This is a genomic window from Spongiimicrobium salis (assembly GCF_043678055.1).
In the GTDB taxonomy this organism is placed as follows: Bacteria; Bacteroidota; Bacteroidia; order Flavobacteriales; family Flavobacteriaceae; genus Spongiimicrobium; species Spongiimicrobium salis.
In genome coordinates, this window is the sequence record NZ_JBHEQA010000001.1 from 1,044,796 (window position 1) to 1,067,830 (window position 23,035).

Sequence of the window (23,035 nt, forward strand, 5' to 3'; positions counted from 1 at the left end):
GTCAACGCCTTACAAGATACGAATGTTCGTCCATGGACCACCTATTCCGTCTAAAATTCTATTATTTCATGACCAATTGTATGGTTTCTTTGCCGCGCTGTTCCAATAAAATCTCTTTCCCATTTTGAATGGCTTCTACAGATTTATCATCAAAATGACGAATCGTATATAGCGAAACTTCTTCGTGATGGACTACTTTAAACTTGCTTTTCAATTGATTTAATAAGCCTTCCAATCTTCCAAACTTATTATCGATACATACCGAAAAACTAATAGCAGAATTCTGGATCAGATCTACTTTCATTTTATAATCGTGAAACAATTTAAAAAGCTCACTAATACTATCCTCAACAATGAAGGAGAAATCCAAGGAGGACAATTTCATCAATACCTGATTCTTTTTTACAATAAAACAAGGTACTTTAGGGGATATCCCTACCCCTTTCCCTACGGTAGTCCCTCCGTTTTCTGGATTCACAAAGGATTTTACCCGTAACGGAATTTCTTTTCGCTGCAAGGGCTGCAAGGTCTTTGGGTGGATTACCGAAGCCCCATAAAAAGCCAATTCAATGGCTTCTCGATAAGAGATTTTATCCAAAAGTTGTGCGTTTTCAAAATAGCGCGGATCGGCATTCAATACTCCGGGAACATCTTTCCAAATGGTAACATTGGTTGCATTGAGGCAATAGCCCAAAATGGCCGCGGTATAGTCAGATCCTTCCCTGCCCAAGGTCGTCGTGAAGTTATTTTCATCGCTTCCTAAAAACCCCTGTGTAATGTGCAGTTTTGTGCCATCAATACCTTTGGAAATACGAGCTTGCGTCTGTTCCCAATCCACAATGGCATCTCTGTAATTGGCATTGGTCTTAATAAAATTACGCACATCCAACCAGGTATTGGCAATGCCTACTTCGTTTAAATAGGCGCTTAATATGGTGGTAGATACCAATTCCCCATAACCGATGACCTGATCATATACAAAATTGTATTTAGGGGATTTGTTCCAGGCCAAGAAACCTTGTACTTCCTCAAATAATAGTTTTACATCTTCAAACACGGCATGCTGGTCGTTCTCAAACAGCTCCAATAGTATTTCATTGTGATATTTTATGACTTCTTGAAGGGCAGAAGCCAAGGCCTTTTTATCTTCAAAATAAGCATCGATCACGGTTTCCATGGCGTTGGTCATCTTCCCCATGGCAGAGACCACCAACAAGGTATTATCGTACCCTACTTCCTGTAGTACCCTAACAACATTTTTTATACTATCAGCATCTTTCACGGATGCGCCTCCAAACTTAAAAATCCTCATAAACTCTAACTAAAATTTGCTATTCCTTTTTCATCCAATTGTACGACATCCCAATCGCGCATTACTCTGGCTCCTTTCTTTTCATAGAAAGCTATGGCAGGTTCATTCCAATCCAGTACTTCCCAACAAATGCGCTTTACGCCAAGTTCTTTTCCATAGCGCACCACGGCCTCCAATAATGCCCCGCCCAAACCATTGCCGCGCATTTCTTGCGTAACAATAAGGTCTTCCAAGTGAATTACGGGTCCTTTCCAAGTAGAATATCGCGGATATACCAAAGCCATCCCTACAATGCGATCTTCATCTTCGGCAACAAAGCAATGGAACAACTTATTTGCACCAAAGCCATCCCGTTTTAAATCGTCTACAGTAACCTCAACGGCATTTTCTTCTTTCTCAAATACGGCCAATTCTTTAATAAGATGCGCCACTTGTTCCATGTCGGATGCAGTGGCCACTCTGATGTGATGTTTCATAATGTTATAAATAAAACACAAAGTTATAAATTTAAAAAAACATTCTAGGACGAAAACGTTGTAGTATCACAAATTAACCGATATTTGTGCTCAAATAAACACGCTTCTATTCATGGATAAAAAGAATAAGACCTTAGGTGAATTCATCATTGAAAACCAATCGTCATTTCAATACTCTTCTGGAGAACTCTCTAAATTGATCAATGCCATACGATTAGCGGCCAAAGTAGTAAATCACGAAGTAAACAAAGCAGGTTTAATTGACATTTTGGGAGCTGCAGGGGATACCAATGTGCAGGGAGAAGATCAACAAAAATTAGATGTTCTTGCCAACGAAAAATTTATTCAGACCTTACGGAATCGTGAAATTGTTTGTGGAATTGCTTCCGAAGAAGAGGATCATTTTATCAGCATTAATAGCAACGATGAACAGCATCGCAACAAATATGTAGTTTTGATCGATCCGTTGGATGGTTCTTCCAATATTGATGTGAATGTCTCTGTGGGAACTATTTTTTCCATTTACCGGCGCATTACTCCGGTAGGTACTCCGGTAACCATGGAAGATTTCCTTCAACCTGGAGACAATCAGGTTGCCGCCGGTTATATTGTTTATGGTACATCCACCATGCTCGTATATACCACTGGCGATGGTGTAAACGGCTTTACCTTAAACCCGGCCATTGGAACGTTTTACTTGTCCCATCCCAATATGGAATTTCCTGAAACCGGAAAAATCTACTCGGTTAACGAAGGAAATTATATTCATTTTCCCCAAGGCGTCAAGGATTATATTAAATATTGCCAGCGCGAAGAGGAAGACCGCCCTTATACTTCCAGATATATTGGCTCTTTGGTCTCTGATTTCCACAGAAACATGATCAAAGGAGGTATTTATATGTACCCCAAAAGTAGTAAGGCCTCCAACGGTAAGTTACGCCTCTTATACGAGTGCAATCCTATGGCTTTTATTGCGGAGCAGGCAAAGGGAAAAGCTTCAGATGGTCATAGGCGCATCCTTGAAATACGACCGCAAGAATTGCACCAACGTGTACCCTTCTTTTGCGGCAGCAAAAAGATGGTGGAAAAAGCAGAAGAATTTATGAACCCATAAAAAAAGCAGCGTTTCAACGCTGCTTTTTTTATAATTTTTAGAACTCCTTATCGGTTCATATTTTTAATGGCGGAGATAAAATCGTCTACATCTACTCCGGTATCTACCAACTTAAGCGCCTTATCTACTACATAAGCCACGTTTTCCGGAGAGAATCCGAGCCCAATGCTCAAGCGCTCCAAAATAGGCTTTTGACGTTCTCCCAAATGATCATCTGCATAGACCATGCGGGACAAATCATACAAACGCTCTAATCTTCTGTTATATTCCATAGGAGGATTTACGGGATGCGTCATATAATCCTTTAAAATCGCTTTGTACTCTTCTTCAGAGATTCCAAGGTTTCTTGCCAAGCGGTCTAAAAACGCTTTTTCTTCATCGGTGATTACACCATCACTCATTGCGACGCGCACAATGGAGGCAAAATGACTGCGGTTACGTTCCTGGAACCCACTATCAAACAAATCTAAAATCGACATATTATTCAGAATTTAATGGGGCAAATATAATTTTTTTAAAAGTCATAATTTTAAAAAAAACACATTTATTTTCGAGCACAGAAAAACCAATTCCCCGAGGTATGGGGTTCTCCTTTACAACAGTTCTTCTTCTAGAATATAGAATTGACCTTCTCCTGTGAGACAAGCGAAAAAACAAGTGTGACTTAAGGTCCAAGAATCCAAAATTTGGCATTATTTTTAAGCCTAAAATTCAAACTATAGTTCATGCTCTCCAATCAAAGACATCTTTTTAGTCTTCCTTCTGACATCACCTATTTAAATGGCGCCTATATGGCACCACAACTGAAAAGCACGGAAGACATAGGTATCCACAGTCTAAAACGCAAAAGTAGGCCCCACACTTTGACTTCAGATGATTTTTTTAAACTCCCCCAACTTTTAAAAGAAGGTTTTGCCGCCCTTGTAGATGCTCCAGACCCCAGTAATATGGCTATTATTCCTTCGGTATCCTATGGCATTGCCAACGTTGCAGCCAACATAAAGCTCAATAAAGGTGATGAAATCCTCATGGTAGACGAACAGTTCCCCAGCAATGTATATTCCTGGAAACGTCTGGCAGAACGCGATGGCGCGCATCTAAAGATTGTAAAACCTATACAAAACACCCAAGGTAGAGGTGCCTCCTGGAACAAGGCGATTTTGGAGGCCATTAATGAGCGTACCGCAGTTGTAGCCATGTGTCATGTACATTGGGCAGATGGGACCCTATTTGATCTTAAACGCATTCGACAGGAAACAAAAGCCGTAGATGCCTTATTGATTTTAGATGGCACCCAAAGTATAGGCGCCCTTCCATTCTCAGTACAGGAATTGCAACCAGACGCCTTGATCTGTGCAGGATATAAATGGCTTATGGGACCCTATTCCATGGGTGTTGCTTACTTTGGGGATTATTTTGATCATGGGACTCCAATAGAAGATAATTGGATCAATAGAATGCATAGCGAAGATTTTAGCGCGCTGACCCACTATCAAGAAGCGTATCAGCCCAAGGCAGGACGTTATTCCGTTGGAGAAGGAAGTAATTTTGTATTGGTCCCTATGCTTACAGATGCCATTGATCAATTATTGGAATGGGGCCCAGAACATATTCAGTCCTATTGTGATACCATTTCCAAACCTCTGGTAGCTGCTTTGCGCACCAAAGGTTACTTTGTGGAAGAAGATGCCTACAGGGCCAAACATCTTTTTGGAGTATACCTTCCTGAGGGAACTTCTTTAGAAGCGCTAAAGAAAAAATTGGCGGACAAGAATGTATATGTCTCCTTTAGAGGCAATGCCGTTAGGGTTTCCATGCATTTGTATACTACAAAAGAAGATTTGGAAACGCTTTTATCCTGTTTTTAACGAAAGATATACCGCAAAGGTTTTATTAGGAAGAATTCCCCTTTTCATTAAATAGGAAGAGTACTTATATTTGCAAAAAAATACGCATTGCAGGTTTCTGATATTTTAGCCTTGTTTAAACAGTCTCAGCCTTTGTTGAAACTGCGCCAAGCTATGGACAATGCCCAAAAAAAGACCTATATAAAGGGGCTTGATGGTTCCGCACTGTCCCTTGCGTTTTCACAACTGTTTAAGATGTCTTCGGCTCCTTTTTTGTTCATTTTTAATGACAAGGAAGAAGCCGCCTATTATCTGAACGACTTGGAACAATTGGTTGGGGAAAAAGACGTGCTGTTCTATCCGGGGAGTTACCGGAGACCCTACCAAATAGAAGAGACAGACAATGCCAATGTACTGCTGAGGGCAGAGGTACTCAATCGGATCAATTCCCAGAAAAAACCGGCGATCATTATTACCTATCCGGATGCCCTCTTTGAGAAAGTAGTGACCCGGAAAGAACTTGAAAAGAACACACTAAAAATTTCTTTGGACGATACCCTGTCCTTGGATTTTTTAAATGAGGTTCTTTTTGAATATCAATTTCAGCGGGTAGATTTTGTTACCGAGCCTGGAGAATTCTCTGTTCGCGGAGGTATTGTGGACGTTTTTTCCTTTTCCCACGACCAACCCTATCGCATTGAATTTTTTGGGGACGAAGTAGATAGTATACGCACCTTTGACGTAGAGACCCAGCTTTCTACCAAGACCGTAAAAAAAATCACTATTGTTCCTAATGTCGAGAATAAGTTTACTCAAGAAAAAAGAGAAAGTTTCTTAAAGTACATCGCTTCCAAAACCGTTATTTTTTGCAAGAATACCACTTTGTTGTCCAGCAGGGTAGATCGCCTCTTTGAAAAAGCGGAAAGCACCTTTAACACCCTATCCAAAGACATCAAGCGCGCTACACCCGAAGAGCTGTTCATGAACTCGGAAAGCTTGCACTCCCAGCTCCAAAATTTCATCTGTATCTATGGAAATGGCAGCGCTTCAGATTCGGATGTTCCTATTTTGTTTCCCACCAAACCACAACCTTCCTTCAATAAAAAGTTCGACCTATTGATCGATACCCTGAACAACAACCACGAACAAGGTTTTAAAAATTATATTTTCTGTGCTTCTGAGCAACAGGCGCAGCGGTTTCATGACATTTTTGAGGAAGGGGAACGGGAAGTACATTATCAGACGGTGGTATTTTCATTGTATCAAGGGTTTAGTGATCCCGATTTAAAAATTGCCTGCTATACCGATCATCAAATCTTTGAACGCTATCATAAGTTTCAGCTAAAGAATGGTTATGCCAAAAAACAGGCCATTACGCTCAAGGAACTGAACAAACTGGAAATTGGGGACTATGTTACACATATTGACCACGGTATAGGGAAGTTTGGGGGACTCCAAAAAATTGATGTAGAAGGGAAAAAACAAGAGGCCATTAAGCTAATGTATGGCGAGCGGGACATTCTTTATGTCAGTATTCACTCCCTCCATAAAATCTCCAAGTTCAATGGTAAGGATGGGGCCACTCCCAAAATTTACAAATTAGGTTCTGCTGCCTGGAAAAAGTTAAAGCAAAAAACCAAGTCCAGGGTCAAGAAAATAGCTTTTGACCTGATCAAGATTTACGCCAAACGCCGTTTGGAAAAAGGATTCCAATATGCACCCGATAGTTATTTGCAGCACGAATTGGAAGCTTCTTTTATCTATGAAGATACCCCAGATCAAAGTACGGCAACGGCCGATATCAAAAAGGATATGGAAAGTGAACGTCCTATGGATCGCTTGGTCTGTGGGGATGTAGGTTTTGGAAAAACCGAAGTGGCCATAAGGGCCGCATTCAAAGCAGTGGACAATGGGAAGCAGGTGGCCGTATTGGTCCCAACCACCATTCTTGCCTTTCAGCACCATAAGACGTTTACCGAACGTTTAAAGGAAATGCCCATTACCGTAGATTACCTCAATAGGTTTCGGACTGCCAAGGAAAAAAGGGAGACCTTGGAACGTTTGGCCGCTGGGAAAGTGGATATTATCATCGGCACCCATCAGTTGGTCAATAAAAATGTAGCTTTTAAGGATTTAGGTTTGCTTATTGTAGATGAAGAACAAAAGTTTGGGGTCGCCGTAAAGGACAAACTTAAATCGATCAAGGAAAATGTAGATGTGCTCACCTTGACGGCCACGCCTATCCCCAGAACCTTACAGTTCAGCCTTATGGCGGCACGGGATCTATCGGTGATCAATACCCCACCTCCCAACCGATACCCGATCGAAAGTCAAGTCATTCGCTTTACCGAAGAGACCATCAGGGATGCCGTAACCTATGAAATCCAGCGCGGGGGCCAAGTATTTTTTATTCACAATCGTATAGAAAACATCAAGGAAGTAGCGGGCATGATACAACGTTTGGTGCCCGATGCAAAAATTGCCATTGGCCATGGGCAAATGGATGGCAAGAAACTGGAGCAATTAATGTTGGCTTTTATGAATGGGGAATTCGATGTGTTGGTTTCCACCACCATTGTGGAAAGTGGGTTGGATGTGACCAACGCCAATACCATTTTCATCAACAATGCCAATAATTTTGGATTGAGCGATTTGCACCAAATGCGGGGACGTGTGGGCCGAAGCAACAAAAAGGCCTTTTGCTATTTTATTACCCCTCCCTATGATGTCATGACCAATGATGCCCGAAAGAGGATTCAGGCCCTAGAGCAGTTTACCGATTTGGGCAGCGGCTTCAATATTGCCATGAAAGATCTTGAAATTAGAGGCGCCGGTGACATTTTAGGGGGAGAGCAAAGCGGTTTTATCAATGAAATAGGCTTTGATGCCTATCAAAAAATTATGGCCGAGGCCATAGAAGAGCTCAAGGAAAATGAATTTAAGGAATTGTATGAGGAAGTAGAGGGGCATACGGAAAAAGTCTACCTCAAAGAGACACAGATCGACACCGATTTTGAACTCCTGTTCCCGGACGATTATATCAACAATGTAACGGAACGGCTGACCCTGTATACGCAACTCAATGGCACCAAGACCGAGGATGAACTCAACACCTTTGAAGCCCAATTGATCGATCGGTTTGGAGAACTTCCAACGCAGGTATCCGATTTGTTGAACTCCGTCCGTATCAAATGGATCGCGTATCGCATTGGTTTGGAACGGGTGGTAATGAAGCAGGGAAAACTCATCGGGTATTTTATCTCAGATCAGCAATCCCCATTTTACCAAAGTCCCATTTTTGAAGAAGTGGTACAATTTGCCATGGCTCATCCGCATAAGTGCAGAATGAAGGAAAAAGAGACCCGTTCCGGGCTGCGCCTGTTGCTGGTCTTTGAAAATATCACTGCTATAGATCAGGCATTGAACGCACTACGCCCCTTAGCTCAAAAGCAAGAAGTAATTTCCAAATAAGTTTGGAGCGATTTTTGAAAATAAACAGCATAGAAACCGTATTTTTATAGGTTATGAAACAGTTCTTATTTTTTCTTTTTGCATTCGTCATGCTAGCCAGTCAGGCCCAGCATAGCATTTCTGGCACCCTAACTCCTGCTGAAGATTACAAATGGATCATTGCCTATCACCTAAACGCGGGGACACAAAATTACGTGGCCGATGGGCAAGTCAAGAATGGGAAATTTTCGCTAAAAATAAAAGATAAGGATCCCGTGGGTACTTACCGGGTGGTGTATGCCGTTCCCCAAGAAGAATTTTATTTTGATGTGATTTACAGCGGACAAGAAGACGTAACCCTCACTTTTGATGCCAATACCGGGTTGAAGTTCTCGGCTTCTGAAGAAAATAAAGTATATGCCGATTACGCAAAAGATATGGCGGCCATAGAGCAAGAAATCTTTAATTTTTACAGTGCCAAAAAAACGGATGAAGCCACCTTTGTAGGCCTCATGGACAATGTCAAAAAAGTGCAGACTTTTTATGAAGGGAAGTCGGCCAACTTAATGAACCATAACTTCATTAAGGCCAGTGTTCCCTATACGCCCGATCATTTTCAAACCGTAGAAGAATATATTAAAAACAAGACCCAACATTATTTTGATGCGATAGATTTCGGTAATCCCATCTTGCAAAACTCAAGTTTTCTCCTAGATCGGGTGGTCAATTATATTTTTACGGCCCTTCCCTTGGGCAAGTTGTCAGCAGCGGCAACCGAGAAAACCCTGCTTAAAAATGTGCAAACCGTTTCCCAATTGGTGAACAAAGAAGACCTAAAATTTCAAACCAATTTGTATGAGGTTATTTGGAGCGACTTATCGGGTAATGACTATCATAACACTGCCGATGCGGTATATCAACAATTCTTAAAACCCCTGGCCACCAAAACGGGCAATGCCAATTTGATCTCCTCCATAGAAGTGCACAATAGGCTACGTATTGGTGCCCAAGCTCCGGAAATAGAATGGAAAGAGGCCTCTAGCACAAAAAGGTTGAGTGCTCTGGGTTCCAGTCCGCAATATTTACTGGTATTTTGGAGCAGTACCTGTTCCCATTGTTTGAATGAGTTGCCCAAATTGCATGAGGCCCTAAAGGGCAATTCCAAGCTTAAGGTTTTGGCCATTGGATTGGAAGACAATGATCGAAATTGGAGAAAAGAAACGGCCAAACTTCCCGGCTTTACCCATGCCATCTCCTTGGGCAAATGGGAAAGTGTCTATGCCCAACTCTACAATATTAGGCGTACCCCTTCCTATTTTATCTTAGATCAAGATAAAAACATCAGGGCCAAACCTGAGGATTATGAGGAGGTTTTAGGGCTTTTAAAGTAATTTTTCCTTTTAAAGCTATAAAGACAGCTTGTATTTGCTTTACAATCTGAAAATTTTCTGCTATTTTGTATGGTAAAGAAACAAAAGCATCCTCTAACTTACTTGGAAGGTTAGTATTGCCTGGATGCTTCCTTAAAATTTATGTATTATCGATCTCTTAGCCTCAACGACTCGTCCTATCTATCGTATGAAAATGAGATGTTTGAATATGTTTTTTGCCCTATTTATTTTTTGTTTAGGGTATGGACAAAGCTCTCCAAACTCAATTCCGGATTCTCTTAAAAGTAAGAGTTACGAATATTTTATTGATCAAACAAGGGAAGCACTTACTATAGAAAATCAGGAGCTTGCACTATATTATATACAAACTTTATTAAATAAAGCAAAAAAGTACAACAACTTGAAATATACGGTTCAAGGATATTATTATTTATATTTTCTTAATGAGAATCCGAAAATCGCAATTCATTATATAGACAGTGCTTTAGCTGCTAGCAAAAAAACAGGCTATTCAGAATTCGATGCATTATTATACTCTGAAAAAGGAGTATTACAATACCAATTTGAAAACTACATACTGGCACTGGATAATTATTTGGAGGCAAAAAAAATAGCCACTGAAGAAAATCATGAAGATGTATTATTAGATTTGGAATATAGCATTGGTCTCGTACAATTGCGTATTGGCGATATAGATCAAGCCATAAAAAGCTTCAGGGAATATCATAGACTAGTGCCAAAAGAGAATTTAACAATCTATGAATCTCAATTTTATTTGAGCTCTCTTTATGGCTTGGCTCATTCATTTCAGAAAAAGAAACAGCTGGATTCCGCTATGTACTACAATCTTTCAACTATAAACAAAGCAATTGAATATGACAATATAGAATATCATAACAAAGCGAGAGTAAATGAAGCTATAATTGCTCATCACGCTAAGAAATATAAGCAATCCAAAGATAGTATTTTAAAGTATTTACCATTGATAGAAAAATATGAGGATACTCTAGATGTTGCCTTTACTTACTATTATTTGGGTAAATCCTATGTCGAGTTAAACAAATGGCAAAAGGCCATTCCTCATCTAAAAAAAGTTGATACTTTAATCAAAAGAAAAAAAGGAGTATTTAAAGAAATAAGAGACAATTACAATCTATTATACAAATATTATAGAAAGAATCAGGATATGGAAAACCAACTGTTTTATTTGGAAAAATTAATTGACTTTGATAGAAATTTCTATAATCAAAATCTCTTTTTAAAAAATACACTTTTAACCAAATACGAAAATCCCAAACTCTTTGAAGAGAAAGAGAATCTTATTGAAAAACTAGAAAAAAGTGGCGATAAAAAATCTATAGCACTTTATATAACGCTTGTTTTCATTGGAGTACTTCTTGTATTAAGCGCATTGAACTATCAAAAAAGATTAAAATATAAAAAACGCTTTGAAGCTTTAGTGGAAGATACTACTCATCTACCCCCAGTCTTGGTAAAAAAATCAGTTGTTGAGAAAAAGGAGGCCTTACAAATTCCGGAAAACATCATTCGCGAAATTCTTGAAAAATTGAATGTATTTGAACAAGAGGAAAAATTTTTAGATACTAAAATTACTCTAAATCATCTGGCCAAATCCTTGGGCACCAATAGTAATTATCTATCCAAAATCATCAATTACCATAAAGAGAAAAATTTTAGTTCTTACATCTCTGACTTACGCATTAACTATACGATAAAAGCGTTAAAAGAGCAACCTAAATTGCGGGAATACACCATTAAGGCCATTGCCTTTGAGGTAGGTTTTAAGAATGCGGAATCTTTCACCAAAGCTTTTTATAGACAGACACAACTCTATCCTTCATATTTCATTAAACAACTAAAAAAACAAAGTTCCTAACAAAGAATCTTTCCAAAAAAAACCTATTCGCTACCAATCCTAAACTTCAGATGCAGTAACGAATAGATAAATGATTAAAAACAGGCTCTCAAAACACTTTTTCTCTACTGACAAGTCCCTCCCGGACCACCATATTGGCTGAGTCCACAATTTCGGGTAATGTATCGGTGTTTTTGAGCTGTTGAAGTATAATACCCTTCCCAGGCGCCTATAGTACCATTGGTACAATGACAGCTAAAATGTTCTTCTCCGGCCAAACTGGGCCCCAGTTGTCCATAAATTTGAGATTGTGCGTTCTTATCTAATGTTGTAACGCCTTTTAATTTTGAAATCTGATCTAACATACTAAAGAATTTTAAAGTGAATTCTAAATGTAAGAACTCAACTACGAAACCCTTTATTTTTTCTGACGAAGATGTATTCTTGTATACAGCGATACCTATTGGGAATATGAGAAACTTTTAAACACCTGTTTGTTACAAGGTCTTTAAATCCTTAATGGTCTTAAAGGCACTGTCTACCTGCTCATCATTCACCAAAATGGTAAATTCATTGGTGGTAGAAATCACTTCATACAAGACAATTCCCTCCCATGCCAAACGCTGAAAGATAAAATAGTAGATTCCGGGAACGTCCACATTTTCCGTGGGCAGTTTTACCGTAATTGAAGATAAATTTTCCGCTTTTTGGGTCTGCCGTTCGTTTTCAAACAAGGTTTCTACAATGGCGTCCATAGTGTTACTGATCACAATATTGATTTCATTGACGCCACGGGAAGAGGTATAAAAAACATCTTGATTCTCATTCACCCGTTCCAATAACATGGCCTGTCGTGGCAGAATGGTTTCCGAGGCCAAAAAGGTATAGTCGGTCAAAGAAGAGCGTACCGTGATTTCCCCAATATTCTTTAAGACTTTAATGATCTTGTGGGTGGCCCTAAATTCCAAATCGTCCGATAGGCGTTTTAAGGCCATGACAATAGCGCCGTTGCGAATATCTTTCCCCAGCTCCTCCTCAATTTCGGGTTTCACGATTCTGGATAAGGAGGTTAAATTAATAATTCCCTGGGCCAAAGCACTTTGCAAAAAGGGCTTTTTCTTGATATACTGTTCTACAACGGAAGAAATTGTTTTCATCTTGCATTAATTTATGCAAAAATAACAATTTGTTATAAATAAAACAAATTTTTAAAAATGATAAAATGCATCTTCTAAGTGCTTCAGGGTATACTTCCGATGTTCTTTTAGAATCGTTATTATATCGAATCGGACTTCCATATCCAAGTCTGTTGTTGTAATATAATGGTCCGTGGCTAATACCAAGAGCTTTATTTTCTTCTGCGTAACGGTTTCGGCAATATCCTGCAGGGCTTCAGAGCTTCTGGATTTTACTTCCACCACTACTAAAAGCCCGTCTTTTTCCGCAATGATATCCACCTCTGCTTTTAGATACCGGTAATTGCGCTCACGAATGCGATATCCCTGGGCTATTAAATGATCAATTGCCAGCTGTTCCCCTTCTTGTCCAAATTCATTGTGTTTTCCCATGTTGTATTCAAACTGTGCATTTTATCGAAAATATTGGTAGTTCAACGTCCAAAAACGACCTCTTAGCGTAAATCAAGGTGTAAATAAGCGAAAAAAATTGAATTCGTATACGATATAAAACAATCAAACGTTAAGTAGTAACCCCATTACTAGTAACCTACATAATGCATTTAAGACTATGGAATATTTCATTAATTGTAATACTTCTCCCTTAACGCCTTATACCACTCCGCTTGATCGACAAAAAGCAGAGCACCTCTACAGGCGATTAGGTTTTAGTGCTTCAGTAGCCACCATTGATGCCGCTATAGGCCAGTCCGCCACAGCATTGGTGAACACCTTGATCAATGAAGCGATAAATATGGCACCACAGGCTGCCCCGCCTTGGGCCGATTGGAACGCGGATGACTATCCGGAAGATGATGATCTTCGCAGAGCCGTGGTCAACGCCCAGGTAGAAGAATGGCGTGTGGCATACAGCCGAGGCCTCCTAACCAATAACTTACGTGATCGTTTGAGTTTCTTTTGGAGCAATCACTTGGTTACGGAACTTCGCGTATACGAATGCAACTCTTTCTTGTATTACTATACCAATACCCTACAGCGCAATGCCATTGGGAACCTAAAGACCTTTATCAGTGAAATGGGGTTGACCAGCGCCATGCTCTATTATTTGGATGGAGTATTCAACAATGGGAACAATCCCAATGAAAACTATGCCCGCGAGTTGTACGAACTTTTTTCTTTGGGCGATGGCAATGGGTATACGGAACAAGATATCATTGAAACGGCAAAAGCCCTTACGGGTTATGTAGAACGTGGTGAGGTGGGATGTAGCCCTGTCACTTTTAGAGCAGATCGCTTTGATCCTGGACCCAAAACCATATTTGGACGCACCGGTAATTGGGATTACGATGATGTAATGGACATCTTGTTTGAGGAAAGGCCTAATGAGATTGCCAATTTCATTTGCAGAAAACTCTATGAGTTTTTTGTTCATCCAGATTCTAAGGATGATGCCGGTAATGCGGCAACGATCATTCAGGGAATGGCAAGTACTTTTGTTTCCAACAACTTTGAGATAGCGCCTGTCCTTACCGAATTATTTTCCAGTCAGCATTTCTTTGATGATGATGCTGTTGGCGTGATTCTGAAAAGTCCATACGATATGTACCTCAACTTAATGAACGAGACCAATTTTGGATGTACGGATGCCACGCTTCTCAATATCATTGATGCCTCGGCACTTATTGGCCAAGAGCTCTTTAATCCCGTGGATGTGGCCGGATGGCAACGTGATCGTACCTGGATCAATACCAATTTTATGATCGGACGTTGGCTTACTTCCGAAATTATGTTGGAACGTCTTTTCCAGGAAGATATGGAGCAGTTCAGAACCTTTGCCATGGATGCCGTTGGCCCTGCGGACAACAATACCAGTAATCCAAGAGTTGTGGTTGAAGCCATTGTCAATAAACTGCTTCCCAAAGGATTATTGACCGATATTGATTTCGGCAATGCCCTTTCTGTGTTTGCGGAAGCCGAAGGTTTGATTCAAGAATATTATAGCCCCGATTATATTGATGGAGGTCTCTCCCTATGGATGCTATCTATTAGTATAGAAGTCCCTACACAAGTATACTTACTCTTACTCCATATTGTGAGACAACCAGAATATCAACTTAAATAATACCTACGACCATGTGCAATACTCACCCCAACAATCCAAACCTAAAAGATGATCATGATCATGAACATAAATATTGGAGCAGACGATCCTTTATGCAGGCCTTGGGCATTGCGGGTTCTGGATCTATGATGCTGGGCAGTAACTTACTTTCGGCTTCAGCCCCATCCCCTTTAACCGCTGCCATTTCTGGTGCGGAAACGGACAATATCCTGATTCTTATTCGTCTTTCGGGAGGAAATGATGGATTGAGTACCGTTATTCCTATAGAACAATACGACACCTACGCTAATGCTAGGCCCAATATATTTATCCCTGAGAGTAAAATATTGAAACTGACCGATGAATTCGGTGTCCCTTCTTATATGAATCCTTTGGAACCTATGTGGGACCAAGGACAATTTAAGGCGGTACATGGAGTGGGTTATGAAGGTCAAAGTCTTTCCCATTTTACAGGCTCCGATATCTTTGCCAATACGGATCTCACGACTACCGGATTTGACGGATTGAACACGGGTTGGATGGGCAGACATTTTGAAAATTGTTTCCCCGATTATTTGGTCAATCCACCAGAAGCCCCAGCTGCGATTCAGATCGGTAATTTTGGAAGCCTTATTTTTCAGGGAGAAGAGACCAATTATGCTTTTGTAGCCTCTAACATTGATCAATTGGAGGAAATTGCCCAAAGTGGGGTACAATACAATTTGGATCAAGCACTCTTTGACGATTGTATGTATGGAGATCAGCTTCGTTTTTTACGTGGTGTCGCCAATACTACTTATGAATATTCCGGAAAAATCCATGAAGCCTATGAGCGCGGACAGAATCAGGTTGAATACCAAAATAATGGTTTTGCCCGTCAATTGGCTCTTTTGGCCCGCTTGATTAAAGGAAATCTAGGCACTAAAGTATACATGATCTCTATGGGTGGTTTTGATACCCATGGGAATCAGCCTTTAGCGCATCAACGTCTCATGACCAATTTATCCATAGCCATCAATAATTTCTACGAAGATCTTGCCTTTACCCAACAAGATGATAAGGTATTGAGTATGACGTTCTCTGAATTTGGACGGCGAATCTTTGAAAATGGCTCCAATGGTACCGATCACGGAAAAGCGGCCCCTACCCTTTTCTTTGGTTCCGGTCTTAATGGAAGTTCTTTTGTGGGCGATCATCCTACATTGGATAATCCCGATGGGCGTGGAAATCTGGAATACACTATGGATTTTAGAGATCTGTATGCCACCGTGCTTGCAGAATGGCTCTGTGTTCCTATTCCTTTAGTGGAACAACATTTATTGGGACATCCTTATAATCCCATTAATCTAGGCTTTAATTGTAGTGGGGTTGATTTCCCCGATATCACCATGAGCGATGGAGATCCCACACCACCTACACCGCCGATCGATCCGGATTCGGATATCCCATTAGACCCACAATTGGCCAATGCCATTGTACATCGTCCTTTTTATCCTTCGGGAGAAACGCCCCATATTTATTTGGAAATGCCGTTTACCGCCCATGTGGATATTCAGCTATACAATATTTTGGGACAAAACCTGGGCACTATGTTCAATGAGATGGTTTTGGAAGGATCCATGGAAATTAATATTAGAGAGCGGATGCCTGTTAGTCTGGCCACCGGAAAATATATTTATAGAATACAAGTTCAAAATCAAAAATTGAGCAAATCTGTTATGGTTGCATAATTCTTGCCCTGATTATGCAACAAAGGCCTTCACGTACGCAAGTATTGAGGGCCTTTTTCATTTCAAAGAAAGTTTTTAATCAAAAATACCAGGGTCAAAACACCAAAAACAATCCCCCAATACTGCAATTTGATCCAAAAGAGACTATGATTTCCTTTGAGGATGATCTCTTCTCCTGTACGCTTATCGACCACCCTTCTTCCAGAAGTGGTATTCCACTTATTTCCCAATATCCAACTACAAACCCCTGTCACTAAAAACCCAAGGGCAAAGCCTAGGTCTTTATGGGTTTCAGGTACTATTTTAAAGGCAATAAAGAGACTTAACAACAACACAATTACGGCAACATATCCCCGTCCGGACCAAACAATCATTTCTTTCGCTTTTCGTATTTTTTACTTCCGTTATTCCCAATACCACTGCATTGGATAGGGAAAAATACGGCTTAAATTATTGGGGAATAGCACCCAACTAGTATTCCGATAGGAACAATGAGAATAGCTTGGACATAAAATAGAATTTCTTTTCTCCAGCGTGCTTTCCTTGTAGAAAAAACAAAAAGCGGTTAAAGAAGGCTGTAAAAGACCTCCTTTTGGCAACTATTTGGGATTACTCAAATCAAAATCTGTATTTTTGTGGCCAAATTTGAATTTGATGTCTCAAAACCAGGAACACCCGTCTCGATATACTATTACAGCAGCATTACCCTATACCAATGGCCCTATACATATAGGCCATTTGGCCGGAGTGTATATTCCCGCTGATATATATTCGCGTTACCTTCGCCTTAGGGGGAAGGATGTCGCCTTTGTATGTGGCAGTGACGAGCATGGTGTGGCCATCTCTATGAAGGCGAAAAGGGAAGGCGTATCTCCCCAAGAGATCATCGACAAGTACCACGCTATCATCAAAAAGTCCTTTGCCGATTTTGGGATATCCTTTGACAATTACTCCCGAACTTCTGCTCAGATACATCATGAAACCGCGGCCGATTTTTTTAAAACCTTGCATGACAAGGGAGATTTTCTGGAAGAGACTACGGCACAATTATACGATGAAGAAGCCAATCAGTTTTTGGCCGATCGTTTTGTCATAGGTACATGCCCTAGATGTGGCCATGAGGAGGCTTATGGAGATCAGTGCGAAAATTGTGGTTCTTCCTTAAATGCTACCGACCTGATCAATCCTAAATCCACCATTTCAGGAGCAATTCCCTCCTTGAAGGAGACCAAACATTGGTTCCTTCCCTTGGATCGTTATGAGGATTTCTTAAAGGAATGGATTCTGGAGGGGCATAAATCCGATTGGAAACCCAATGTGTATGGACAATGTAAATCCTGGATCGACGATGGATTAAAACCCAGAGCGGTTACCCGAGATTTGGATTGGGGTATTCCCGTTCCTGTTGAAGGTGGAGAGGGAAAAGTATTATATGTATGGTTCGACGCCCCTATCGGCTATATTTCGTCTACCAAGGAGTGGGCCGCCCGTGAAGGAAAAGATTGGGAACCTTATTGGAAAGATAAGGATACTAAAATGTTGCATTTCATTGGAAAAGACAATATTGTTTTTCACTGTATCATCTTCCCTTCCATGTTAAAAGCCCATGGAGATTATATTTTACCCGAGAATGTTCCGGCCAATGAATTTTTAAATCTTGAAGGCAACAAATTATCCACTTCCAAAAACTGGGCCGTGTGGCTACATGAGTATTTGGAGGAATTCCCAGATATGCAGGACGTCCTTCGCTATACCTTAACGGCCAATGCCCCGGAAACCAAGGACAATGATTTCACTTGGAAAGACTTCCAGGCAAGAAATAACAATGAATTGGTAGCCATCTTTGGCAACTTTATCAATCGTGTGGTGGTACTGACCAATAAATACTATGATGGCATTGTACCAACGCCTGGAGCACTTAGTTCGATTGACCAAGAAACCTTGGCCAGTTTAAAGAAATTCCCGGAAATCATTTCAAGTTCCTTGGATCGTTATCGTTTTAGGGAAGCCGGACAGGAATTGATGAATCTGGCGCGCCTTGGAAATAAATACTTGGCGGATGCCGAACCTTGGAAGGTCATTAAACAAGATGAAGAACGCGTACAAACCATCATGTACGTAGCCCTTCAAATTTCTGCTGCCTTAGCCGGATTAAGTGAACCCTTTTTGCCTTTCACTTCCCATAAATTAAAACAAATGCTAAAGCTCCCTTCCGTAGCATGGGATTTCGTGGCCTCTCAGGATGTCCTACTTGCCGCCCAACATCAGATCGGATCTCCCGTACATCTTTTCCGTAAAATCGATGATAAGGAAATACAGGCACAATTGGATAAACTGGAAGCCACCAAAAAAGCCAATGAAAGCGCCAATAAAGAAGTAGCTCCACAAAAAGAAATCATCTCCTATGAAGATTTTGCCAAAATGGACATGCGCGTAGGGACTATCATCAGTGCCGAGAAAATGGCCAAAACCAAAAAATTGATGGTCCTTAAAATAGATACTGGTTTAGATACTCGTACCATAGTATCGGGTATCGCGGAAAGTTTCACCGCTGAGGAAATTATAGGAAAACGGGTCACGGTATTAGTAAATTTAGCGCCAAGAGCATTGCGGGGCGTAGAAAGTGAGGGAATGATTCTTATGACTGAAGATGCGCAAGGAAAATTGGTCTTTTTAAATCCGGATACCGATGGCGTATCCAATGGGGAAGCGATAAGCTAATTGTTATTCCAAATCGATGATTTTATTCGATTTTTTATCGCCTTAAGCCCTAAAATATAGGCTTAAATAGGTTTTTATTTTCTATATTTAACCAAGCCAAACCTAAAAACCTTACGATTTCACTATGAGAACGCTTTCTTTTTACATCTCGATCTTCCTTCTTTTTAGCCTATCCCTAGCATCCGCTCAGGAAGAATTGAGTAAAGATACCGTGGAATTTTCCCAGCCGTTACCCCAATCTCCGTTCTCGGTAATCGATGGAAATAAGGATCTGCATTTATTTTTTATTCAAAAGAACAACCTTGTGCAATTGCAATACGATGCAAACTATCATCTTGCTATCCATAAAATCCATAGAAGACCGGTCGCTCCCTTCAATCACTTAACGGGCTATTCCTTGGAAGAAAAAGATAAAATCAATTTGTATTTCTCGGACAAAAAAAATAGACGCTTTTTCGTAAAGACCCTGCAATCCGGAAAAACCTTGACCGAAAAGAAATTCGATCTAAAAATTAAAAATGAACTATTTATCAAAGCTATCAATCACGAGAATATTTTTTATATTCTTACTGCTGTCAAGGCCAAAAGCATCTTAAAACTGTACCGATTCCAGGCAGATGAGTACCAAATTACCACCTATGACCTATCCAAGAAGTCTTTTTTCAACACTAGAGATCAACGCACGGCTCTAGCCAATATCTTCAAAAATGTAGATGCCCCCATCATAGAAGATGAAGTTCCCAGTGCCATAGATATTACCGCGGAACCTATAAAAATATATCCTAAAAAGAACCAATTACTAATTACTATGGACCATAGGGATAGCGCTACCAGAGTCATTCAACTTAATTTAACGGAGGATTCATCGGAAGTCTATGCCCATAGTATTTCTACCCTTCCTTTTGGAAAAACTTATAACATAAAATCCAACTCCTTCTTATATAGGAATCGATTATATCAAGTAATCGCTTCCAAGGAATTATTGAAGCTGACCATTAAAAATAGTATGGATGGCACGTTGATTCAGGAATATTCTTTTACAAAGGATACGGAAGAAATTCCCTTTAAAAACTCGGCCATCTTCCAGGATGGCAGCACCTATTCTTCCGGTGTACGGGAACTGGCAAAGACCAAGCAATTTTTGCGCAAAGTAGTCAAAGGAGATATCGGGGTGGTGGCCTATGAAAAAGACAACTTGCTCCAATTACAATTGGGCGGAAAATCAGAAGTTGGCGGTGGTGGTGGATTTGGTGCTTTTCCAGTTGCTGCAGGCTTTGGATCTATTCCATTGGCAAGTGCCGGAGCCCTGAGCGTCACTTTTAATCCTACTTTTTTTGCTTACGATGCCTATAGCAGTACTCGTTCCGTGTATTTTAAATGCTTGTTTGACATCAATTCCCTGGAACATCTTCCGGGCCCTACTGAAGATAATGTGTTTGATGTTGTATTTGACTATGCCGAAGGGCTGAAAAAAATAAATGTTGAAACCGTCTTTAGAAAAGATGATTACTTTATTTACGGATACTATCAAAGAAAGGAAAAAATGTATCGCTTATTGCGTTTTGATCCTTAGTCCCTTCTTGCCTCTCTATTTATACCAAAATTATGGATTTGACAACAGGGATTAGCGTGAAGAAAGTTTCTATATATACATTTACGTATCTTCGTATGTTACTATATTAATTTTAGATCATCTATTTCATCGTAACCCAAATGAACCTTATCCCCTATATCGCCAAACACACTGAAATTTCAGAAAAAAGTATTGAGAATACTGTTGCGCTTCTAGAAGAAGACTGTACTATTCCTTTTATTTCACGTTACCGCAAGGAACGCACCGGGAATTTGGATGAATTGCAAATCGGTACCATCGTGCAGTTTAAAATGCAGTTTGAAGCTTTGGAAAAACGCAAAACAGCTATTTTAAAAGCCATAACAGAACAGGGAGCACTTACCGAAGAACTTCAAAACAAGATTAAAAAGACGGCGGACCTTGTCTCTCTGGAAGACCTCTATCTTCCCTTCAAGAAAAAACGCCAGACCAAAGCCGAAACAGCGCGCAAAAATGGACTGGAACCCTTGGCCAAGATTATCATGAGTCAACGCAGTGACACCCTTGATCACATTGCTTCAAAATACTGCAATGCAGCCGTTGGAAATGTGGATCAAGCCCTGGAAGGGGCACGTTTTATTATTGCCGAATGGATCAATGAACGCAGTGATATCCGCAATCAGATCAGGTATCAATTGGAAAAATTTGCGGTATTGATTACTAAGGTGGTCTCGTCCAAAAAAACAGAGGAAAAAGCCCAAAAATTCCGCGATTATTTTGATTGGACGGAATCCCTCAGTCGTTGCCCATCCCACCGTCTGTTAGCAATATTGCGCGCAGAGAGCGAAGGCTTTATTCGTATTAAAATAGAAATCGATACCGATCGGGCCTTGGATAAAATGCGGCATCGTATTGTACGGTCTCACAATGCTTGTGCCGATCAGATTGAAATCGCCCTACAAGATGCCTTTAAACGCCTCTTATTTCCTTCCCTGTCCAATGAGATCCTAAAAATAGCCAAAAATAAAGCAGATGACTCGGCCATACAGGTGTTTTCCAAAAACCTTAAACAATTGCTATTGGGAGCACCTTTAGGGGAAAAGCATATTTTGGCTATCGATCCTGGTTTTCGTACCGGTTGTAAAGTAGTTTGTCTCAATGCCCAAGGGGATTTACAGCATAATGAAACCATTTATCCCCATGCTCCAAAAAATGAGGCTAAAGCGGCTATCAAAAAAATCAGTTCCTTGGTTGATGCCTATAAGATCGAGGCCATTGCCATAGGCAACGGTACAGCCTCTAGGGAAACGGAACAACTCATTAAGCGCATCGCCTTTAAAAAGCCGGTGGAAGTATATGTAGTCAGCGAAGCGGGAGCCTCTATTTATTCGGCCTCAAAAATAGCTAGGGATGAATTTCCCAATTACGATGTTACCGTAAGAGGCGCTGTTTCTATTGGCAGGCGACTCGCCGATCCTTTGGCCGAATTGGTAAAAATAGATCCCAAATCTATTGGTGTTGGGCAATATCAGCACGATGTAGACCAACAAAAATTAAAACAGTCCTTAGATACCGTAGTAGCAAGTTGCGTGAATGCCGTTGGTGTTAATATCAATACAGCAAGTATCCCTCTACTCAGTTATGTTTCTGGGATTGGACCAAAATTGGCAGAAAATATTGTTTCCTACCGAGAAGATAACGGTCCGTTTAGCAGTAGATCGGGAATAAAAAAAGTGCCGCGATTGGGAGGAAAGGCTTTTGAACAAGGTGCCGCCTTTTTACGGATCAAAGCACCCAAGAATCCTTTGGATGATTCCGCGGTACATCCGGAAAGTTATGGTATTGTAGAAAAAATGGCCAAAGATCAGGCCGTTCCGATTTCAACTTTAATCGGTAATACCTCCTTATTAAGAACTATTGACCCCAAAACCTATTGCACGGATACCGTAGGAATCCCCACCTTGAAAGATATTCTATCAGAATTGGAAAAACCGGGTCTTGACCGTCGTGAAAAGGCCAAAGTCTTCACCTTCAATCAGCATATTAAATCGATCACAGATCTAAGTCCTGGCCAATTGCTCCCTGGTATTGTGAATAATATCACCAATTTTGGTTGCTTTGTGGATGTTGGCATCAAAGAAAGTGGCCTCATTCATATCTCTAATTTATCCGATAGTTTTGTAAAAGATGTCAACGAGCATGTTTCGCTTCATCAACAGGTCATCGTTAAAGTATTGGAAGTGGACATTTCTAGAAAACGAATCCAATTGGCTTTGCACAAATAAGGAGCGTACATCTTAAAGTGCACCTACTGCGGTATTTCAAGAAA

Annotated in this window: 17 protein-coding genes; 10 read left to right on the forward strand and 7 right to left on the reverse strand. The window is 40.5% G+C overall.

Features of this window, described 5'->3' with window-relative positions; translation table 11 throughout:
- Positions 1 to 61: 61 nt before the first annotated feature.
- The gene (locus ACEXOE_RS04815; RefSeq protein ID WP_394747597.1) at positions 62 to 1,312 is read right to left on the reverse strand and encodes an aspartate kinase; all 1,251 of its coding nucleotides are present in this window, start codon (positions 1,310 to 1,312) and stop codon (positions 62 to 64) included.
- A 5-nt stretch (positions 1,313 to 1,317) separates the two neighbouring features.
- Positions 1,318 to 1,788: a GNAT family N-acetyltransferase gene (locus ACEXOE_RS04820; protein ID WP_394747598.1), complete on the reverse strand. Its 471-nt coding sequence runs from the start codon at positions 1,786 to 1,788 to the stop codon at positions 1,318 to 1,320.
- Positions 1,789 to 1,900: 112 nt separating this feature from the next.
- On the opposite strand from ACEXOE_RS04820, the gene fbp reads away from it, so the two are divergent.
- Positions 1,901 to 2,902, forward strand: coding sequence for a class 1 fructose-bisphosphatase (fbp, locus tag ACEXOE_RS04825; RefSeq protein WP_394747599.1), 1,002 nt, complete (start codon positions 1,901 to 1,903; stop codon positions 2,900 to 2,902).
- 47 nt (positions 2,903 to 2,949) lie between these two features.
- Here fbp and ACEXOE_RS04830 read toward each other — a convergent pair whose 3' ends face one another.
- On the reverse strand, positions 2,950 to 3,381 hold the full coding sequence (locus tag ACEXOE_RS04830) for a TerB family tellurite resistance protein (protein ID WP_394747600.1): 432 nt from the start codon (positions 3,379 to 3,381) through the stop codon (positions 2,950 to 2,952).
- 246 nt (positions 3,382 to 3,627) lie between these two features.
- On the opposite strand from ACEXOE_RS04830, the gene ACEXOE_RS04835 reads away from it, so the two are divergent.
- The 4 genes from ACEXOE_RS04835 to ACEXOE_RS04850 all read left to right on the forward strand — a co-directional run bounded on the left by ACEXOE_RS04835 (position 3,628) and on the right by ACEXOE_RS04850 (position 11,487).
- Positions 3,628 to 4,770, forward strand: a complete 1,143-nt coding sequence (locus ACEXOE_RS04835) for an aminotransferase class V-fold PLP-dependent enzyme (protein ID WP_394747601.1) — start codon at positions 3,628 to 3,630, stop codon at positions 4,768 to 4,770.
- 153 nt (positions 4,771 to 4,923) lie between these two features.
- Positions 4,924 to 8,220, forward strand: coding sequence for a transcription-repair coupling factor (gene mfd / locus ACEXOE_RS04840; RefSeq protein ID WP_394748493.1), 3,297 nt, complete (start codon positions 4,924 to 4,926; stop codon positions 8,218 to 8,220).
- A gap of 53 nt (positions 8,221 to 8,273) precedes the next feature.
- A complete protein-coding gene (locus ACEXOE_RS04845) occupies positions 8,274 to 9,590 on the forward strand; it encodes a thioredoxin-like domain-containing protein (protein WP_394747602.1) in 1,317 nt (438 codons plus the stop codon).
- 208 nt (positions 9,591 to 9,798) lie between these two features.
- Positions 9,799 to 11,487, forward strand: a complete 1,689-nt coding sequence (locus tag ACEXOE_RS04850) for a helix-turn-helix domain-containing protein (RefSeq protein ID WP_394747603.1) — start codon at positions 9,799 to 9,801, stop codon at positions 11,485 to 11,487.
- Between the two features lie 104 nt (positions 11,488 to 11,591).
- Here the strand turns inward: ACEXOE_RS04850 and ACEXOE_RS04855 are convergent, their stop codons facing one another.
- The 3 genes from ACEXOE_RS04855 to ACEXOE_RS04865 form a co-directional block, all read right to left on the reverse strand.
- Positions 11,592 to 11,831, reverse strand: a complete 240-nt coding sequence (locus ACEXOE_RS04855; RefSeq protein WP_394747604.1) for a hypothetical protein — start codon at positions 11,829 to 11,831, stop codon at positions 11,592 to 11,594.
- 132 nt (positions 11,832 to 11,963) lie between these two features.
- Positions 11,964 to 12,623, reverse strand: coding sequence for an aspartate kinase (locus ACEXOE_RS04860; protein WP_394747605.1), 660 nt, complete (start codon positions 12,621 to 12,623; stop codon positions 11,964 to 11,966).
- 51 nt (positions 12,624 to 12,674) lie between these two features.
- Positions 12,675 to 13,034, reverse strand: a complete 360-nt coding sequence (locus tag ACEXOE_RS04865) for a YraN family protein (protein WP_394747606.1) — start codon at positions 13,032 to 13,034, stop codon at positions 12,675 to 12,677.
- 178 nt (positions 13,035 to 13,212) lie between these two features.
- Here ACEXOE_RS04865 and ACEXOE_RS04870 point away from each other — a divergent pair, with 178 nt between their 5' ends.
- Together ACEXOE_RS04870 and ACEXOE_RS04875 are read left to right on the forward strand one after the other, a co-directional pair.
- Complete coding sequence (locus ACEXOE_RS04870) at positions 13,213 to 14,724, forward strand: DUF1800 domain-containing protein (protein WP_394747607.1); 1,512 nt, start codon at positions 13,213 to 13,215, stop codon at positions 14,722 to 14,724.
- An 11-nt stretch (positions 14,725 to 14,735) separates the two neighbouring features.
- The gene (locus tag ACEXOE_RS04875; protein ID WP_394747608.1) at positions 14,736 to 16,433 is read left to right on the forward strand and encodes a DUF1501 domain-containing protein; all 1,698 of its coding nucleotides are present in this window, start codon (positions 14,736 to 14,738) and stop codon (positions 16,431 to 16,433) included.
- A gap of 62 nt (positions 16,434 to 16,495) precedes the next feature.
- Here ACEXOE_RS04875 and ACEXOE_RS04880 read toward each other — a convergent pair whose 3' ends face one another.
- Positions 16,496 to 16,807, reverse strand: coding sequence for a hypothetical protein (locus ACEXOE_RS04880; protein WP_394747609.1), 312 nt, complete (start codon positions 16,805 to 16,807; stop codon positions 16,496 to 16,498).
- Positions 16,808 to 17,087: 280 nt separating this feature from the next.
- Here ACEXOE_RS04880 and metG point away from each other — a divergent pair, with 280 nt between their 5' ends.
- The 3 genes from metG (at position 17,088) to ACEXOE_RS04895 (ending at position 22,991) form a co-directional block, all read left to right on the forward strand.
- Positions 17,088 to 19,154, forward strand: a complete 2,067-nt coding sequence (gene metG / locus ACEXOE_RS04885) for a methionine--tRNA ligase (RefSeq protein WP_394747610.1) — start codon at positions 17,088 to 17,090, stop codon at positions 19,152 to 19,154.
- A gap of 124 nt (positions 19,155 to 19,278) precedes the next feature.
- Positions 19,279 to 20,727 (forward strand): hypothetical protein, encoded by a 1,449-nt coding sequence (locus ACEXOE_RS04890; protein WP_394747611.1) that lies wholly within the window; start codon positions 19,279 to 19,281, stop codon positions 20,725 to 20,727.
- Between the two features lie 140 nt (positions 20,728 to 20,867).
- Positions 20,868 to 22,991 carry a Tex family protein gene (locus ACEXOE_RS04895; protein WP_394747612.1) on the forward strand — a complete coding sequence of 708 codons (2,124 nt, stop codon included), beginning with the start codon at positions 20,868 to 20,870 and terminating at the stop codon, positions 22,989 to 22,991.
- The last annotated feature ends 44 nt before the right edge of the window (positions 22,992 to 23,035 follow it).

What these genes read in the sequence shown, in the direction of transcription:
- ACEXOE_RS04815 (WP_394747597.1), bottom strand. Translation starts at nt 1,312, where the DNA reads ATGAGGATTTTTAAGTTTGGAGGCGCATCCGTGAAAGATGCTGATAGT.
- ACEXOE_RS04820 (WP_394747598.1), bottom strand. Translation starts at nt 1,788, where the DNA reads ATGAAACATCACATCAGAGTGGCCACTGCATCCGACATGGAACAAGTG.
- fbp (WP_394747599.1), top strand. Translation starts at nt 1,901, where the DNA reads ATGGATAAAAAGAATAAGACCTTAGGTGAATTCATCATTGAAAACCAA.
- ACEXOE_RS04830 (WP_394747600.1), bottom strand. Translation starts at nt 3,381, where the DNA reads ATGTCGATTTTAGATTTGTTTGATAGTGGGTTCCAGGAACGTAACCGC.
- ACEXOE_RS04835 (WP_394747601.1), top strand. Translation starts at nt 3,628, where the DNA reads ATGCTCTCCAATCAAAGACATCTTTTTAGTCTTCCTTCTGACATCACC.
- mfd (WP_394748493.1), top strand. Translation starts at nt 4,924, where the DNA reads ATGGACAATGCCCAAAAAAAGACCTATATAAAGGGGCTTGATGGTTCC.
- ACEXOE_RS04845 (WP_394747602.1), top strand. Translation starts at nt 8,274, where the DNA reads ATGAAACAGTTCTTATTTTTTCTTTTTGCATTCGTCATGCTAGCCAGT.
- ACEXOE_RS04850 (WP_394747603.1), top strand. Translation starts at nt 9,799, where the DNA reads ATGTTTTTTGCCCTATTTATTTTTTGTTTAGGGTATGGACAAAGCTCT.
- ACEXOE_RS04855 (WP_394747604.1), bottom strand. Translation starts at nt 11,831, where the DNA reads ATGTTAGATCAGATTTCAAAATTAAAAGGCGTTACAACATTAGATAAG.
- ACEXOE_RS04860 (WP_394747605.1), bottom strand. Translation starts at nt 12,623, where the DNA reads ATGAAAACAATTTCTTCCGTTGTAGAACAGTATATCAAGAAAAAGCCC.
- ACEXOE_RS04865 (WP_394747606.1), bottom strand. Translation starts at nt 13,034, where the DNA reads ATGGGAAAACACAATGAATTTGGACAAGAAGGGGAACAGCTGGCAATT.
- ACEXOE_RS04870 (WP_394747607.1), top strand. Translation starts at nt 13,213, where the DNA reads ATGGAATATTTCATTAATTGTAATACTTCTCCCTTAACGCCTTATACC.
- ACEXOE_RS04875 (WP_394747608.1), top strand. Translation starts at nt 14,736, where the DNA reads ATGTGCAATACTCACCCCAACAATCCAAACCTAAAAGATGATCATGAT.
- ACEXOE_RS04880 (WP_394747609.1), bottom strand. Translation starts at nt 16,807, where the DNA reads ATGATTGTTTGGTCCGGACGGGGATATGTTGCCGTAATTGTGTTGTTG.
- metG (WP_394747610.1), top strand. Translation starts at nt 17,088, where the DNA reads ATGTCTCAAAACCAGGAACACCCGTCTCGATATACTATTACAGCAGCA.
- ACEXOE_RS04890 (WP_394747611.1), top strand. Translation starts at nt 19,279, where the DNA reads ATGAGAACGCTTTCTTTTTACATCTCGATCTTCCTTCTTTTTAGCCTA.
- ACEXOE_RS04895 (WP_394747612.1), top strand. Translation starts at nt 20,868, where the DNA reads ATGAACCTTATCCCCTATATCGCCAAACACACTGAAATTTCAGAAAAA.